This window comes from Nocardioides caricicola, from assembly GCF_039541135.1.
In the GTDB taxonomy this organism is placed as follows: domain Bacteria; phylum Actinomycetota; class Actinomycetes; order Propionibacteriales; family Nocardioidaceae; genus Nocardioides; species Nocardioides caricicola.
Genome location: NZ_BAABFQ010000007.1, coordinates 479,366 through 493,843, shown reverse-complemented (window position 1 = coordinate 493,843; position 14,478 = coordinate 479,366). Strand labels below are relative to the sequence as shown.

Sequence of the window (14,478 nt, the reverse complement as noted above, 5' to 3'; positions counted from 1 at the left end):
GCGTTGCAACCCCTGAGAAGTGACAGAACTGCCTGAGAAGTCCGGGCTAGCGCGCCTCGGCGAGCACGGCGTCGCGGTCCTCGGGCAGGACGAAGCCGGCGGCGATCGCGGCATCGGTGGCCGCGGTGTACGCCGCGAGGTACTCCTCGCGCGAGCCGTACGCCGGCGCCGCCAGCGCGAGCGTGCGGCCGAACAGCGCACAGATCGGTGACGCCCCGGGTGCGGCGTACCCGGACAGCACGTCCGCCGGTGCGTCCACGGCCGGGGTCCGCACGCCGCCGAGCACGTTGCCGTGCGGGTCGCGCTCGAAGTCGTCGCCGGTCACCGTGAGACGCGGCGCCGACGGCGCGGCGGGTCCGCCGCGCGCCCAGCCCTCGAGCCAGCGCAGCGCGGCGCGGACGACGTAGGCCTGCTGGCCGCGGTTGACCGGGTCCGGGCAGCCGAGGAACGACTCGAGCTCGCCGATCTGGAACAGGTCCGCGTGCGCGGCACCGGCGACCTCCCAGAGCCGGAACCGCTCCGCGTCCGGCTGCCGCGCCGGCAGGAAGTCGAGCCGGCCGAACAGGTCGCCCTCGGTCTGCACCACGATCACCGGCACGCCGACGTCGGGGACCAGGGTCGGCTCGTCGGTGTGCAGCGCCCCACCCGGCCGGCTGTGCACGAGGAAGCCGTCGAAGAGCGAGGCGCCCAGGACGTTCAGGTACGTCGTCAGCGCAGCCGCCGACTGCGACTCACCGATCGCCAGCACGCAGTCCGCGCCCACCTCCGCGGCCAGGCCGCGGGCGACCTGCGTGAAGATGTCGAAGGAGTACCGGTCGCCGGGGTGCGTGAGGTCGCCGTACCGCTGCGGGTCCTGGACCTTCAGGCCACCCGGCCCGAGGCCGGTCGCGACCCGCGCCGCGCCGCCCTCGACGCCGGTCCGCTGCGCGGAGACGCCCGCCCAGGCGTGGCCGCGGCGCACGATCTCCTCCGCCAGGTAGGTCCAGTCCGGCGCCGCGTCCGAGCCGCTGCTGACGTTGAGCCACTCGGTCACGAGGGTGCCGCTGAAGCCCGCGGTCGGGCGCCGGACGACGACCCGGGTCGCGTACGGCGCCGTCGCGGGCTCGGCGTACGAGCTCGCCGTCCCGGCCGCGCGGAGCTCGGTCTCGTCGTACCCGTGGGCACCGAGGTCTGGACCGGGATTCGCCGACATCAGCGAGACGCCGTTTCCGCTGGTCAGCGCGGTGAATGTGGCGCTCGGGGCCTCGGGCACGAGGGAACTTTACTCACGAGACCCTCCTCACGTCGGCCGGAAATATGACACGTTTGGTTTGCATTCGACCCCGAAGGCTGGTGGTCTGGATGACTGATGGCCGGGATCGGGAACGAATCTGACCAGTGCAGGTGGCCGTATGAGGGCCCCACTGCTCCACCCCCGAACAGCACGAGAACGACGTTCGGACGCGCTGGCACCCGAGGACCGGGACGTACGACGTTCGGAGAACTGTGCCCAGCAACGACCAGGGCCACGAGCAGAACAAGCTCGCCCGCGCCTTGAGCCGCGCTTCCCGCAGCCGCACCCTCGTGATCGCCCTCGCAGCGGTCGTCGTCCTGGCGGTCGCCGGGTCCACGTGGGGCTACAGCAAGCTCAGCAAGACCGTGACCCTGTCCCTCGACGGGAAGTCCCAGGAGGTCACCGCGTTCGGCGGGACCGTCGGCGACGTCCTCGACGCGCAGGGCATCGAGGTGAGCAGCCGCGACGTCGTCGCGCCGAGCCTCGACGAGCAGGTCGCGGACGGCACCAAGATCACCGTCCAGTTCGCCCGGCCCTTCGAGCTCGTGGTGGACGGGGAGAGCGAGACCTACTGGGTCACCGCCACCACCGTCTCCGACGCCCTCGCGAACGTCGGCGGCACGTACGCCAACGCGGAGCTCTCCGCGAGCCGCGGCGGCAGCATCGACCGCGGCGGCATGACCCTCTCCGTGGTCACCCCCAAGACGCTCACCGTGAAGCTCGGCGGCCACAAGGCGACCAAGCGCACCATCACCGCGCTGACCGTCGAGGACGCGCTCGAGGACCTCGGAGTGGAGCTCGGCAAGCACGACGAGGTCCGTCCGGCCCCGACCGCGACGCTCGAGGACGGCGACAAGCTGGTCTTCACCAACGTCCGCGTGGTCACCAAGAAGGTCGACCGCGAGGTCATGGACTTCGACACCGTCGAGCAGGAGGACGGCTCGATGTTCGAGGGCGAGTCCTCGGTCGTGCGGTCCGGCGAGACCGGTCTGCGCAACGTCACCTACCGGATCGTCTACCGCAACGGTGAGATCGCGGTGAAGAAGGTCGTCAAGCAGACCGTGCTCGACGCCCCGGTCGACGAGATCGTGAAGGTCGGCACCAAGGAGCCCGTGGCCAACTTCGCCGGCGGCAACACCGTCTGGGACGCGCTCGCCCAGTGCGAGTCCGGCGGCAACTGGGCCATCAACACCGGCAACGGCTACTACGGCGGCCTCCAGTTCAGCCTCGGCACCTGGCAGGCGTACGGCGGCACCGGCCTGCCGAGCAACGCCAGCCGCGAGACCCAGATCGCCATCGCGACCAAGCTGCGCGACGCTTCCGGCGGGTACGGCGCCTGGCCGGGCTGTGCCGCCGCACTGGGGCTCCCGCGCTGACCGATAACCTTTCGGACATGTCGACGTCCGCGGGTCCCCGACTGCTGGGGCCCGCGGACGTTCGTTCGTTGGCCGCCGAGCTCGATCTCCGTCCAACCAAGCAGCGCGGGCAGAACTTCGTCATCGACGCCAACACCGTGCGCCGGATCGTCCGCGAGTCCGGCGTCACCGAGTCCGACGTCGTCATCGAGGTGGGACCGGGTCTCGGCTCGCTGACCCTCGCGCTGCTCGAGGTCGCCGGCCGGGTCGTCGCGATCGAGGTCGACGACAAGCTCGCGGCTCGGCTGCCGGAGACGATCGCGACGTACGCCCCAGAGCAGGCGGACCGCTTCGAGGTCGTGCTCGCCGACGCCATGCGGGTCGAGGAGGTGCCCGGCCCGCCGCCGACCGCGCTGGTCGCGAACCTGCCGTACAACGTGTCCGTCCCGGTGCTGCTGCACCTGCTCGCGCTGCTGCCGTCGCTGCGGCACGGGCTGGTGATGGTGCAGTCCGAGGTCGCCGACCGGCTGGCCGCCGCGCCGGGCTCCAAGGTGTACGGCGTGCCGTCGGTCAAGGCCGCCTGGTACGCCGACGTACGCCGCGCCGGTGCGATCGGCCGCAACGTCTTCTGGCCCGCCCCCAACGTCGACTCCGGGCTGGTGGCGTGGACCAGCCACGAGCCGCCGCAGACCACCGCCACCCGCGAGCAGGTGTTCGCGGTCGTCGACGCGGCGTTCGCGCACCGGCGCAAGGCGCTGCGCGGCGCGCTCAAGGTGCTGGCGCCCGCCGAGGCCGTCGGCGCCGCGCTCGAGTCGGCCGGGGTCGACCCGCTGGCCCGCGGCGAGTCGCTGACCGTCGAGGACTTCGCCCGCATCGCCGAGGGGCTGCCATGGACGAGCTGACCGTCCGCGCGCCGGCCAAGATCAACCTGCACCTCGGTGTCGGCGCGCTCCGCGAGGACGGCTACCACCCGCTCGTGACCGTCTACCAGGCCGTCGGCCTGTACGACGACGTCACGGCCCGGGCCGCCGACGGCTGGAGCCTCGGCATGACCGTGCCGGACTGGATCGGCGCGGACGCCGTACCCCCGGCCGGCGAGAACATCGTCGACCGGGCGGCCGACCTGCTCGCCGCCCACCACGGCGTCGCGCGGATCGGCGCGGTGCACATCGCCAAGGACATCCCGATGGCCGGCGGCATGGCCGGCGGTTCCGCCGACGCCGCCGCCGCGCTGGTCGCCCTAGACCGGCTGTGGGGGCTGGACACCACCGACGACGACCTGCTCGCGCTCGCCGCGCAGCTCGGCAGCGACGTCCCGTTCGCCCTGGTCGGCGGCACCGCGCTCGGCACGGGGCGGGGCGAGCTGGTGACGCCGGTCGACGACCGTGGCACCTGGTGGTGGGTCGTCGTCCCGTCCGAGGTGGGACTGTCCACGCCGGAGGTGTACCGGCACTTCGACAAGATGTTCCCGGACGCTCCGTCCGAGCCGGTCCCGGCCGATGCGCTGCTGCAGGCGATCGCCGACGGTGACGCGTGGGCGCTCGCCGACGCGCTGCACAACGACCTGGAGGCCGCGGCGATCGACCTGCGGCCCGAGCTCGGCAAGCTCATCGAGCAGGGGGAGGGCGCCGGTGCGCTGCGCGGCATCGTGTCCGGCTCCGGCCCGACCTGCGTGTTCCTGTGCGGCTCCGCCGACCACGCCCGCGACCTGGCCGCCACCCTCTCGAACGCCGGCCACCCCGTCGTGCTCGCCGCCAACGGCCCGGTCGCGGGCTCGCACCTGGTGTCGTATGCCTAGCGCCCCCAACCTGCTGAACCTCGAGAAGGTCTCGAAGTCGTACGGCGTGCGCCCGCTCCTCACCGATGTGTCCCTCGGGATCGGGGCCGGCGAGCGGATCGGCATCGTCGGCCGCAACGGCGACGGCAAGACCACGCTGCTCGAGGTGATGACCGGGCTCGAGGAGCCCGACAGCGGCCGGGTCTCGCAGCAGCGCGGGCTGCTGATCGGCTACCTCCACCAGGGCGACGAGCTCGAGGACACCCACAGCGTCCGCGAGGCCGTGCTCGGCGGCCGCGCCGACCACGAGTGGGCCGCGGACGTGCGGATGCGCGAGATCGTCGAGGAGCTGCTCGTCGGCATCGCGCTGGACCGGCCGGTGCTCGGCCTCTCCGGCGGCGAGCGGCGGCGCTGCTCGCTGGCCGCGCTGCTGCTCGGCGACCACGACCTGATCGTGCTCGACGAGCCCACCAACCACCTCGACGTCGAGGCGGTCGCCTGGCTCGCCCGGCACCTGGTGCAGCGACCGTCCGCGATGGTCGTCGTCACCCACGACCGCTGGTTCCTCGACGAGGTCTGCCAGTGGACGTGGGAGGTCCACGACGGGGTCGTCGACGCGTACGAGGGCGGGTACGCCGCGTTCGTGCTGGCCAAGGCCGAGCGGCAGCGGCAGGCCTCGGCCTCCGAGGTCCGCCGCCAGAACCTCGCCCGCAAGGAGCTGGCCTGGCTGCGCCGCGGGCCGCCGGCTCGCACGTCGAAGCCGAAGTTCCGCATCGACGCCGCGAACGCGCTGATCGAGGACGTGCCGCCGCCGCGCGACCGGCTCGAGCTGCAGCGGTTCGCGACGCAGCGGCTCGGCAAGGACGTCATCGACATCGAGGACGTCGACCTGGTCCGCGGTGAGCGCACCCTGCTCGCCCACGCCACCTGGCGGCTCGGTCCTGGCGACCGGGTCGGCATCGTGGGGGTGAACGGCGCCGGCAAGAGCTCGGTGCTGAACCTCATCTCCGGCGACCTCGCGCCCGCGGCGGGCAAGGTCAAGCGCGGCCGCACGGTGGCGCTGCGGCACCTCAGCCAGCAGCTCGACGACGTCGACCCCGACGGCCGGGTGCTGCCGACGGTCGAGTCGATCCGCCGGGTGACCCGCACCGCGGACGGTGAGATCACCGCGACCTCGATGCTGGAGCGGTTCGGGTTCACCGGCGACAAGCTCACCGCGCGCATCGGTGACCTCTCAGGTGGCGAGCGCCGGCGGTTCCAGCTGCTGACCCTGCTGCTCGACGAGCCGAACGTGCTGCTGCTCGACGAGCCGACCAACGACCTCGACATCGAGACCCTCAACGTCCTCGAGGACTTCCTCGACGGCTGGCCGGGCACGCTGATCGTGGTGTCGCACGACCGGTACTTCCTCGAGCGGGTCACCGACTCGGTCTGGGCGCTGCTCGGTGACGGGCAGATCTCGATGCTGCCGCGCGGCGTCGACGAGTACCTCGAGCGCCGCGCCGCGCAGCTGCACCACGACGCCACTCCCGCTGCGGTGCAGGCCGAGCCGGCGTCCGCCGTACCCACGAAGGCGAAGCCGGGCAGCGCCGAGGAGCGCGCGGCCCGCAAGGCGATCGCGCGCATCGACAAGCGCCTGGAGAAGATCGCCGAGCAGGAGGCGGCGCTCAACGCCGAGGTGCTCGAGCACGCGCAGGACTACGAGAAGCTCGCCGAGATCAGCGCCCGGCTCGGCGTCCTGGCCGACGAGAAGGACGAGCTCGAGCTGGAGTGGCTCGAGGCGTCCGAGCTCCTCGACTAGTCAGCGAACGGCGACAGCAGGGTCCGCAGCAGCGCGGCCAGCCGCGCCTGGTCCTTCTCCGGCAGCCCGGCGAGGAAGGTGCGCTCGGCCTCGAGCAGCGCCTCGAAGGCGTCGTCGACGGTCGCGCGCCCGTCCGGCGTCAGCCGGACCAGCACGCCACGGCGGTCGTGCGGGTCGGGCAGCCGCTCGACCAGCCCGCGGGCGGCCAGCCGGTCGACCCGGTTGGTCATGGTGCCGCTGGTCACCAGCGTCTCGCGCAGCAGCCGCCCCGGCGACAGCTCGTACGGCGCCCCCGCGCGACGCAGCGCGGCGAGCACGTCGAACTCCCACGACTCGACCCTGGCCGCGGTGAACGCGTCGCGGCGGGCCAGGTCGAGGTGCCGCCCCAGCCGGCTGATCCGGCTGAAGACCTCCACCGGTGCCAGGTCGAGGTCCGGGCGCTCACGCGCCCACGCCTCGACCAGCTCGTCGACCTCGTCCCGCATGGCAGGGAGCCTAGCGGATGCGTCGAGAATCTTGACATCAAGATAAATGTAGGCGCACGATGAGCCCATGGCGCACACCTGGGACCCGGACCGCTACCTCACCTACGCCGACGAGCGCGGCCGCCCGTTCGTCGAGCTGCTGGCCCGGATCGGTGCCGCCGATCCACGCACGGTCGTCGACCTTGGCTGTGGTCCCGGCAACCTCACCTCCCTCCTGGCCGACCGTTGGCCCGGTGCTGCCGTGGTCGGCCTCGACTCGAGTCCCGCCATGATCGCCGCGGCCACCGACACCAGGATCAGGTTCGACGTCGCCGACCTCCGCACGTGGACGGGCCAGGCCGACGTCCTGGTCTCGAACGCCACCCTCCAGTGGGTCCCCGACCACCTCGACCTGCTGCGCCGCCTGGTCGCGCAGGTGACACCGGGAGGCTGGTTCGCCTTCCAGGTGCCGGGCAACTTCGCCGAGCCGAGCCACACGATCCGCGCCGAGCTCGCCGCGGAGGAGCCGTACGCCGCGCACACGCAGGACGTCGCCGTCCCGAGCAGCCACGACCCGGCGGTCTACCTCGACGCGCTCGCCGCGCTGGGCTGCGCGGTCGACGCGTGGGAGACGACGTACCTCCACGTCCTCACCGGGCCCGACCCCGTCTTCACGTGGGTGTCCGGCACCGGCGCTCGCCCGACCCTGCAGGCGCTGCCCGACGGTCTCCGCTCGGAATTCGAGGCGGAGTTCAAGCGCCGGCTCGCCGCGGCCTACCCCGAGCGGGAGCACGGTGTCGTGCTGCCGTTCCGCCGGGTCTTCGCGGTCGCCCAGGTCCCGGCATGAGGCTCCACCACGTGCAGGTCGCCTGCCCCCGCGGTGGTGAGGACGCGGCCCGGCGCTTCTACGGTGAAGGCCTCGGCATGACCGAGGTCGCCAAGCCCGAGGCGCTCGCCGGCCGGGGTGGCTGTTGGTTCCGCGCCGGGTCCGCCGAGGTCCATGTCGGCGTCGAGGAGCCGTTCGCGCCGGCCCGCAAGGCGCACCCGGCCCTGGTGGTCGACGACCTCGACGCGGTCGGTGCCCGGTTGGCCGGGCTCGGCTTCGAGGTCGACTGGACCGAGCGGCACACGTTCCCCGGGTTCGAGCGGTTCCACACGTTCGACGGCCACGGGAATCGGGTCGAGGTGCTCGGCTACGTCCCCGTCAGCGTGGTGCCGTGTTCGGCGTGACGGGACTCGCGCTCCGCAACGCCGCCGACGGCTACCGCTCCGCGGCGACCGAGTTCGGGCGCCGGTCCCGGGTCGCCAGCGACGCGTGGGACTCGGCGACGCCATGGTGAACGAACCCGAGGCCCGGCAGGTCCGGCTGATTCCGCCGTGGTGGACCGCGACCGTCGTGGCGTTCCTGAGCATCCTCACACTGCTGTTCGCCGGGCTCGGGCTCGGGTTCTCGGGTGCGATGGCGACCGCGTCGCTGGCGCTCGCTGTCGCGACCGGTGGATGCCTGGTGGCCGCCTGCTCGACGCTGACCAGGCGCCGCCCCCGTCGGGCCGCCCTCGACACCCGTGCGGACGGAACCGTCGTGATCGACTCGCCGGTGCTCGCGTCGGTGGGTCTGTTGGTGTCGTGGGGCGGACTGCTGGTGGCCTGCGGCATCTACGCCTGGGTCGCGGTCACCGACTTCGACGAGAACGAGTCTCCGGGGATGACCCTGATCGCGGTTCTCGCAGCGCTCGGCACGGTTCCGGACCTCGTCCGGCTGGCCCGCGGCCGCCTGTACCGGTGGCGGCTGACGCTCGCTGGCGACGGCATCACCTACCGCGGCTATCGGACCTCGGTCCACGCAGCCTGGGGCCAGGTCCGACGGGTCGAGATCCAGCGCCGCGGCCCGGCAGGAGTCCGGGTGGAGATGAAGGACGGCAGCTTCGTCGTTCCGGCGGCAGCGTTCACGGTTCCGTCCGAGCAGATGCTCGACGAGATCCGTGCTCGCGCACGTCGCTGAACGCTGCCCGGCCCGCAAGGCAAAACCTCAGAAAATTGTCCACACCCCAACAAAACAAGGGGTTCTGGGCCCCTGAGTGTCGGTGGTCAGTGCTTGGGTTGAACCATGACAGCGCAGACCACACGGCGACACCGGGTGTCGGTCGCGACCGCACAGATGCGGGCCGCGGCCGATGCTGTGGCGGACGCGTCGGTGTGGTCGATGGACGCTGCCGAGACCGCCGCGACGTTGGTCGAGCTGACCCGGCACGAGGCCGAGGTGGCGGAGCTCAAAGCCCGGGTCGCCGCGCACGCCGACGACCTGCACGTCGGCCAGGAGGTCGGCGCATCGGACGCCGCGAGCTGGTTGGCGCACGCCACCAAGACCACCCGGCCGGCGGCGCACGGCGTGGTGAAGCTGGGCCACACGCTCGAGGTCCACCCGCAGACCCGCGACGCCCTCGCCCACGGTGACGTGCTGCTCGACCAGGCCCGGGTGATCATCGAGGCGGTCGACCAGCTCCCTGGCGACGTGGACACCGGCCGAGCGGAAGCGCATCTCCTGGCCGAGGCCCAGCATCACGACGCGAAAGCGCTGCGAACGTTGGGCAAGCACCTGTTCGAGGTCATCGCCCCCGACGAGGCCGACGCCCGCGAAGCCGCGATCCTCGAAGCAGAGGAACGGGCCGCGGACCGGTCGTGCCATCTGACGATGTACGACGACGGGCACGGCAAGACCCACGGCCGGTTCACGTTGCCGACGCTCGAGGGTGCAGCGCTCCGCAAGATGCTGCTGGCGTTCGCCGCGCCCAAGCACCTGGCTGCCACCGGCGCCGAGCGGCTGTCCACGCCGGAGTCCATGGGGCAGGCGTTCAAGGAGCTGATCCTGCGCATCCCCGCCAAGAACCTGCCCGAGTCCGGTGGGCTGCCCGCGACGCTGCTGGTCCTCATCGACGAAGACTCACTCATGGGGCGCGTCGAGAAGGCGGGCATCCTGGACACCGGCGAGAGGATCAGCCCCGCCCTGGCCCGTCGGCTCGCCTGCCAGGGCGAGATCGTCCCCGTCGTCCTGAGCGGCGACTCCGAGCCGCTCGACATCGGCCGCGGACGACGCCTCCACACCCGCCACCAGCGCTACGCGATGCTCGCCCGCGACCGCGGCTGCCGGGCAGCAGGCTGCGACCGCACCCATGGGCTCCACGCCCACCACAAGGTCGAGTGGGCCAAGGGCGGCGACACCAACGTCGTAGACGGCGTCACGCTCTGCCACTGGCACCACATGAAGGCCCACGACGCCAGCTACGCGACCAGCTACCAGCCCAACGGCGACGTCACCTTCCACCGACGCCAATAGCCACGGGACCGAAGCGCGCTCATCTGCCGATGAGCGGTTCTCTGAACTCCGGGCCGCGACCGAACAGTCTGCTGTCTGCGCTGGTTGCTGGCGCCGCGCTCCTCATCATCGCCGGAACGGCTCGGCTGACCCGTGCCCCGCGCTCTAGGGGCGCACGTCCGGTCCGCTCCTGAGCGCTCTGCAAGACCGGCCAACGCGGTCACAGCGCGCTCACGCGATGAGCGGGCATCCGCGCGAGGGACGGCCACGCAACGTGCCCTAGAGTCCTCGCGTGGTTTACATGGGCAGGTTCATTCTCGGTGTCGCTCTCTTGATCTCGGTGGTCCAGGTGACGTCCGATGGCGAGGAGGCGCTCCCGCTACTGGTCCTCTCACTCCTGGTCACTGGACTGGCACTCTGCCTTCCCTCTGGTCGCCGGGACGACGCGGGCAAGTAGGGCAGGGTTTCCATGGGAGCCGGACGTTGACCGGCGCCATCAGGACGAACCCCACTCATCCGCCACACTGATGCCGATGGCGCGAACGTCCGCATCTGCCGCGATCCGCACTCTCATGCCGATGAGCGGGGATACGCCTTCCATGCGATTCACGACTGACAGACTAGGAACATGACCGAGGCCGTCGCGACGACAGACGGGCCGCTGCGTCCATTAGACGGGCCGTGGGGTAGAGCCACCCTCGTCTTTCAACTCGCGCTGTTCATGCTCCCGGCGATCACAGCATGGACCTCGACAGCAAACGCAACGATCTTCCTGCCACTGGTAGCGCTGCCCACCGTGCTCGTCGCCGGGCTCGTCATGCTCGCGTTGCCAGCCTGGCGCGCCGTCGGGATCCGGGTCTGCCTGGCCACGCTGCTGGCAGCGTTACTTGAGGTGGGCTTGTCCCTCGCTCTGATCGCGGCGTACTCATCGCAGAATCCTGGCTGGGACCTGTCCTAGCCCATCCACGCTCCGCGGGCCAAGGATGCGCAACCATCCGGCTGCCGCAATGCGCACGCACATGCCGGCGATCCCGCCCAACGCAGTGCGGACTCGGATGTCGGCGAGCCGGTCCATGAGCCTTAGCTCGCTCCCTCTGACGCTTCGGGCTCGACAAGTCCGCGGCGGACTGCTTCTTCTAGAGCGGTCCATTCTTCGGAACCCACGTCAGGCATGCGCACGGCATAGCCCTCGCAGATGCGCCACGCTATTTGCAGCCATTCGAGGTCTTGACGGACCCTTTCGTCATCTCTAGGGAGTTTGGAATGGGTATCGGCGCGGACCGAGAGCGAGTTGGCCGCCTTGTCGAGCATGTACTGGAGATCAGAGACGTCAAGATCCAGATCTGTCGTCGTGATCTCATGGGCTGACCGCGCTGCGCGCACGACGTCGCCGTCGGCGAGCGCCGCGCAGGTTTCTACCGCGGCTGAGTCACGCTCCTGTCCGCACGCCGAGATACTCGCCCCGACAATGGCAAGTAGAACGGCCGTTCCGGCCCACGGGTGAACGCCGCGTCTGAACCGGTGCATGTAGGCCATCTTCCAGGTATCAGAGCGGCACTTCGACCTCGGAGTGAAGGCTGGCACCAATCTGGTGTGATGAGGCGGACGGCCAAACGTCCGGATCTGCCGCGTTGAGGCGAAGCGGCCTTCCCCAGCCCCGGGCGACGCTTCCTTACCGCTGGGTCGGCCCCAACGCGGTCCTGAACCTACGCACGCATCTGCCGCGATCCGCGCACTCCTGCCGAGGCGCGCCTCACGCCAGCGGACCGTACGGGCTAGGTCCTCCTGACTTCGCCATGGAGTGAACGCCGACCGGGTCGAGCAGGGTGCACCGAAGCGTGTAGTGGCCGTCGTGACCCCAGGTGTCGGTCGCCTCGAGATTCCGCCAACGCCTGCGCTGCGGGTCGCTGACCGTCATCGGACCTTCGTCTGGTCCGACGTAGAGAGGGTGGCCGAACTCGACACGCATGCCGGGGGACGTGTCCAGACGGATCTCCTCGACGCGCCAGGTGTAGATGAGCGGTGGCATTCCTTCGCGGGTCGCAAGGCCCTCCATGTACGCGAAGTGGTCGACGTGCAGGTAGAGGTCGCCGCCCAGTCGGACCCCCGCCGCCGGGGGTCCGAGGTCGCCCAGGACCATCCACTCCTTGTACGCGAGCAAGCCGAAGTCCAGGACGAAGCAGTCCTTCATCGGTTCCCGCGCAGCTCGGACGACGTCGGCGCTGACGCGATACAGCCCGGCATCGTCGACAGCAGTGCAGGACAGTTCCGGCTCCGACGTCGGCTGGAGGCGATCGTGTCGCGGGTAGCCGAACTCGAGCGCGAACTGGCGGACGTCACCGACCGCGAAGTCGCTGTAGTTCCCGTCCTGCAGCACCCAGGCCGCAAGCCCGATCCACCAGTCCTGCTCCGTCACGGCTTCACGCACGGGCGATCCTGGCTAGCGCCCGAACGCCTTGCGGCCGAGGACGACCACGCCGGCGCCGAAGAAGCCGATCATCGCCCAACCGATCGGGCCGCTGCCGTCCGCGACGAGGGCGACGCCGGCGACCACCGGCACCAGGCAGGCCAGCGCGGCCAGCAGGAGGGACCAGCTCATCACTACCCCCAGATCTCTCGGGCCAACGGGGCGACGGCGGCCGCCTGGGCGCGGCCGGCGCGGGCCGAGGCCGCCCGCCGGGCCGGGTCGAGGACGTTCTTGCCGATCGCCTTCACGGAGTCGGCGTCCGGCGACACGACCAGGTGCGGCGTCGAGCCGAGGAGCTGCCCGGCGCTGCGCAGTGGCCCGAAGGCGCGGTCGAGCGGCGTGAACGCGAGGACCCGGTCGCAGTCCGCGACCAGGTCGGCGTTCGAGCCCGACCGCACGCCGCCGTCGACGTACTGCCGCCCCTGGATCGGCACGGGCGGGTAGACGCCGGGTACGGCGCAGCTCGCCGCCACCGCCTCGAGCAGCGAGACGCCGTCGGAGCCGTCGAACGTCCGCAGCTCGCCGGTCTCGACATCCACCGCGGTCACGTGGAGCCGGCCGCCCGGGCCCCACTCGAGGACCGGCAGCCGCTCGCGGACCGCGTCGAACCGCTCCTCGACGCTGGGCAGCTTCCCGGCCGCAGCGCGCTTCGCCGACCACTGCCCGACCTCGCGCCCGAACGCCTCGAGGTCAGCGCGGGCACGGGCCATCGCGCGGACGTACCCGAGCAGCACCAGCGGGCTGATCCGGGCCAGCGGTGCGGGCTTGGGTGGGGAGACCTGGTAGTCGAACAGGTCGCTCAGCGCATTGCCGGTCGTGAGCTGCGCGCCGACGACCGAGCCGGCCGACGTGCCGACCACCCGGTCGGCGGTCGTGACGTCGACGCCGAGGTCCTGGAGGCCGAGCAGCAGCCCGGTCTCCCAGGCGATGCCGGTGATGCCGCCGCCACCGAGGGCGAGTCCGCGTGTTGCCATGCCCGGACGCTACTGGGCGGACGCCAGCCCGAGCGCGTCGAGGTCCCGGATCGCGGTGCAGCCGCGCGCCACCATCGCGGCGAACATGCGGTCGCCGCGCTCGGTCCGGTTCGTGCTGTATGCGCAGCCGAACGTCGCGACCAGCGGCACCTGCAGCAGCGCGAACGCGTAGTCCTCCCAGCACAGCTCGGCGGGATAGTCCGTGACGCCGTACCCCACCAACGCCTGGTGGTACGCCGCGACCAGGTCGCGCTCGTGGGTGCGCCGGTCCTCGACCGAGAGGCTGGTGGCGATCACGTAGGCCAGGTCGCGCGCCGGCAGCGCGAGGCTGAGCGTCTGCCAGTCGACGGCCGCGACCTCGCCGGTGGGGGAGAACAGCAGGTTGTCGAGGCGGTAGTCGCCGTGCACCAGGCCGAACCGCTCCTGACGCGCCAGCAGCCACGGCCCGATCGCGGGCACGCACGCGCGCAGCGTCGCCGCGTCCTCGGGTGAGACCAGGTCGCCCAGGCCGTCGAGGAACAGCTCGGTCGTCGGGCCGTACATCTCGAGCAGCAGCTCGATCTCCTCGGGCCCGTTGAGCGAGAGCGAGTCGACCTCGGTCAACGTCGGGTCGCACCAGCGCGGGCCGTGCAGACCCGCGAGGTTCACGACCGCGGCGCGCGCCTCCTCGGGCGTGCAGCCGGCGATCTGCTCGCCCGGGACGGCGGGCGCGAGGTCCTCCATCACGATCACGAAGTCGCCGGTCTCGTCGATCTCCGCGTGATGGCAGTACGGCGTGCGCACCGCGACCGTCGACGCGACCTGTTGGTAGAAGCGCACCTCGGCGCGGTACGCGCCGGCCATCATCTCCCGCTCGCCGGCGTTCGCCGGCGGCAGCTTCACCAGCACGGTGTCGCCGTCGTCCATCCGCAGGCGGAAGCACGTCCCGATCTGGCCGGTGCCGATCTGCTCCGCCTCGACGCTCCCGACTGGGCGCCCGAGCACGCCGCCGAGCCAGTCCGGCGACAGGTAGAACGTGTTCTTGTTCACCCCGGGGACGCTAGCAGTTACCGAT

Annotated in this window: 17 protein-coding genes; 10 read left to right on the top strand and 7 right to left on the bottom strand. The window is 71.4% G+C overall.

Going from position 1 to position 14,478, the window contains the following annotated elements:
• Nucleotides 1-46: 46 nt before the first annotated feature.
• Nucleotides 47-1,252 (bottom strand): alpha/beta hydrolase domain-containing protein, encoded by a 1,206-nt coding sequence (locus ABD875_RS16445; RefSeq protein ID WP_345180044.1) that lies wholly within the window; start codon nt 1,250-1,252, stop codon nt 47-49.
• 233 nt (nt 1,253-1,485) lie between these two features.
• Here ABD875_RS16445 and ABD875_RS16440 point away from each other — a divergent pair, with 233 nt between their 5' ends.
• From ABD875_RS16440 to ABD875_RS16425, 4 genes are read left to right on the top strand one after another with little or no spacing between them, the layout of a single operon-like run.
• Entirely contained in the window at nt 1,486-2,649 is a 1,164-nt protein-coding gene (locus tag ABD875_RS16440) for a resuscitation-promoting factor (RefSeq protein ID WP_345180040.1), read from the top strand.
• Between the two features lie 17 nt (nt 2,650-2,666).
• The gene (gene rsmA, locus ABD875_RS16435) at nt 2,667-3,530 is read left to right on the top strand and encodes a 16S rRNA (adenine(1518)-N(6)/adenine(1519)-N(6))-dimethyltransferase RsmA (protein WP_345180036.1); all 864 of its coding nucleotides are present in this window, start codon (nt 2,667-2,669) and stop codon (nt 3,528-3,530) included.
• On the top strand, nt 3,518-4,426 hold the full coding sequence (locus ABD875_RS16430; RefSeq protein WP_345180032.1) for a 4-(cytidine 5'-diphospho)-2-C-methyl-D-erythritol kinase: 909 nt from the start codon (nt 3,518-3,520) through the stop codon (nt 4,424-4,426). Before rsmA ends, ABD875_RS16430 begins: the two co-directional genes overlap by 13 nt.
• On the top strand, nt 4,419-6,206 hold the full coding sequence (locus ABD875_RS16425; protein ID WP_345180029.1) for an ABC-F family ATP-binding cassette domain-containing protein: 1,788 nt from the start codon (nt 4,419-4,421) through the stop codon (nt 6,204-6,206). The genes ABD875_RS16430 and ABD875_RS16425 overlap by 8 nt, the downstream gene beginning before the upstream one ends.
• Here ABD875_RS16425 and ABD875_RS16420 read toward each other — a convergent pair.
• Nucleotides 6,203-6,691, bottom strand: coding sequence for a MarR family winged helix-turn-helix transcriptional regulator (locus tag ABD875_RS16420; protein WP_345180026.1), 489 nt, complete (start codon nt 6,689-6,691; stop codon nt 6,203-6,205). The genes ABD875_RS16425 and ABD875_RS16420 overlap by 4 nt on opposite strands.
• Before the next feature lie 67 nt (nt 6,692-6,758).
• Here ABD875_RS16420 and ABD875_RS16415 point away from each other — a divergent pair, with 67 nt between their 5' ends.
• The 6 genes from ABD875_RS16415 to ABD875_RS16390 all read left to right on the top strand — a co-directional run bounded on the left by ABD875_RS16415 (nt 6,759) and on the right by ABD875_RS16390 (nt 10,941).
• Nucleotides 6,759-7,517, top strand: a complete 759-nt coding sequence (locus tag ABD875_RS16415; protein WP_345180023.1) for a trans-aconitate 2-methyltransferase — start codon at nt 6,759-6,761, stop codon at nt 7,515-7,517.
• Complete coding sequence (locus tag ABD875_RS16410; protein ID WP_345180020.1) at nt 7,514-7,900, top strand: VOC family protein; 387 nt, start codon at nt 7,514-7,516, stop codon at nt 7,898-7,900. Before ABD875_RS16415 ends, ABD875_RS16410 begins: the two co-directional genes overlap by 4 nt.
• A complete protein-coding gene (locus ABD875_RS16405) occupies nt 7,888-8,010 on the top strand; it encodes a hypothetical protein (RefSeq protein ID WP_345180016.1) in 123 nt (40 codons plus the stop codon). Before ABD875_RS16410 ends, ABD875_RS16405 begins: the two co-directional genes overlap by 13 nt.
• Complete coding sequence (locus ABD875_RS16400; RefSeq protein WP_345180013.1) at nt 8,004-8,672, top strand: PH domain-containing protein; 669 nt, start codon at nt 8,004-8,006, stop codon at nt 8,670-8,672. Before ABD875_RS16405 ends, ABD875_RS16400 begins: the two co-directional genes overlap by 7 nt.
• Nucleotides 8,673-8,777: 105 nt before the next feature.
• On the top strand, nt 8,778-10,004 hold the full coding sequence (locus ABD875_RS16395) for an HNH endonuclease signature motif containing protein (RefSeq protein WP_345180009.1): 1,227 nt from the start codon (nt 8,778-8,780) through the stop codon (nt 10,002-10,004).
• A gap of 607 nt (nt 10,005-10,611) precedes the next feature.
• On the top strand, nt 10,612-10,941 hold the full coding sequence (locus ABD875_RS16390; protein WP_345180005.1) for a hypothetical protein: 330 nt from the start codon (nt 10,612-10,614) through the stop codon (nt 10,939-10,941).
• Between the two features lie 122 nt (nt 10,942-11,063).
• On the opposite strand, the gene ABD875_RS16385 is transcribed toward ABD875_RS16390, so the two are convergent.
• The 5 genes from ABD875_RS16385 to ABD875_RS16365 all read right to left on the bottom strand — a co-directional run bounded on the left by ABD875_RS16385 (nt 11,064) and on the right by ABD875_RS16365 (nt 14,453).
• Complete coding sequence (locus ABD875_RS16385) at nt 11,064-11,519, bottom strand: hypothetical protein (RefSeq protein ID WP_345180001.1); 456 nt, start codon at nt 11,517-11,519, stop codon at nt 11,064-11,066.
• 217 nt (nt 11,520-11,736) lie between these two features.
• Entirely contained in the window at nt 11,737-12,411 is a 675-nt protein-coding gene (locus ABD875_RS16380; RefSeq protein WP_345179999.1) for a hypothetical protein, read from the bottom strand.
• 12 nt (nt 12,412-12,423) lie between these two features.
• Complete coding sequence (locus ABD875_RS16375; protein ID WP_345179997.1) at nt 12,424-12,582, bottom strand: hypothetical protein; 159 nt, start codon at nt 12,580-12,582, stop codon at nt 12,424-12,426.
• A 2-nt stretch (nt 12,583-12,584) separates the two neighbouring features.
• Entirely contained in the window at nt 12,585-13,424 is an 840-nt protein-coding gene (locus ABD875_RS16370; RefSeq protein WP_345179995.1) for a patatin-like phospholipase family protein, read from the bottom strand.
• A 9-nt stretch (nt 13,425-13,433) separates the two neighbouring features.
• Entirely contained in the window at nt 13,434-14,453 is a 1,020-nt protein-coding gene (locus ABD875_RS16365) for a phosphotransferase family protein (RefSeq protein ID WP_345179991.1), read from the bottom strand.
• Nucleotides 14,454-14,478 lie beyond the last annotated feature (25 nt).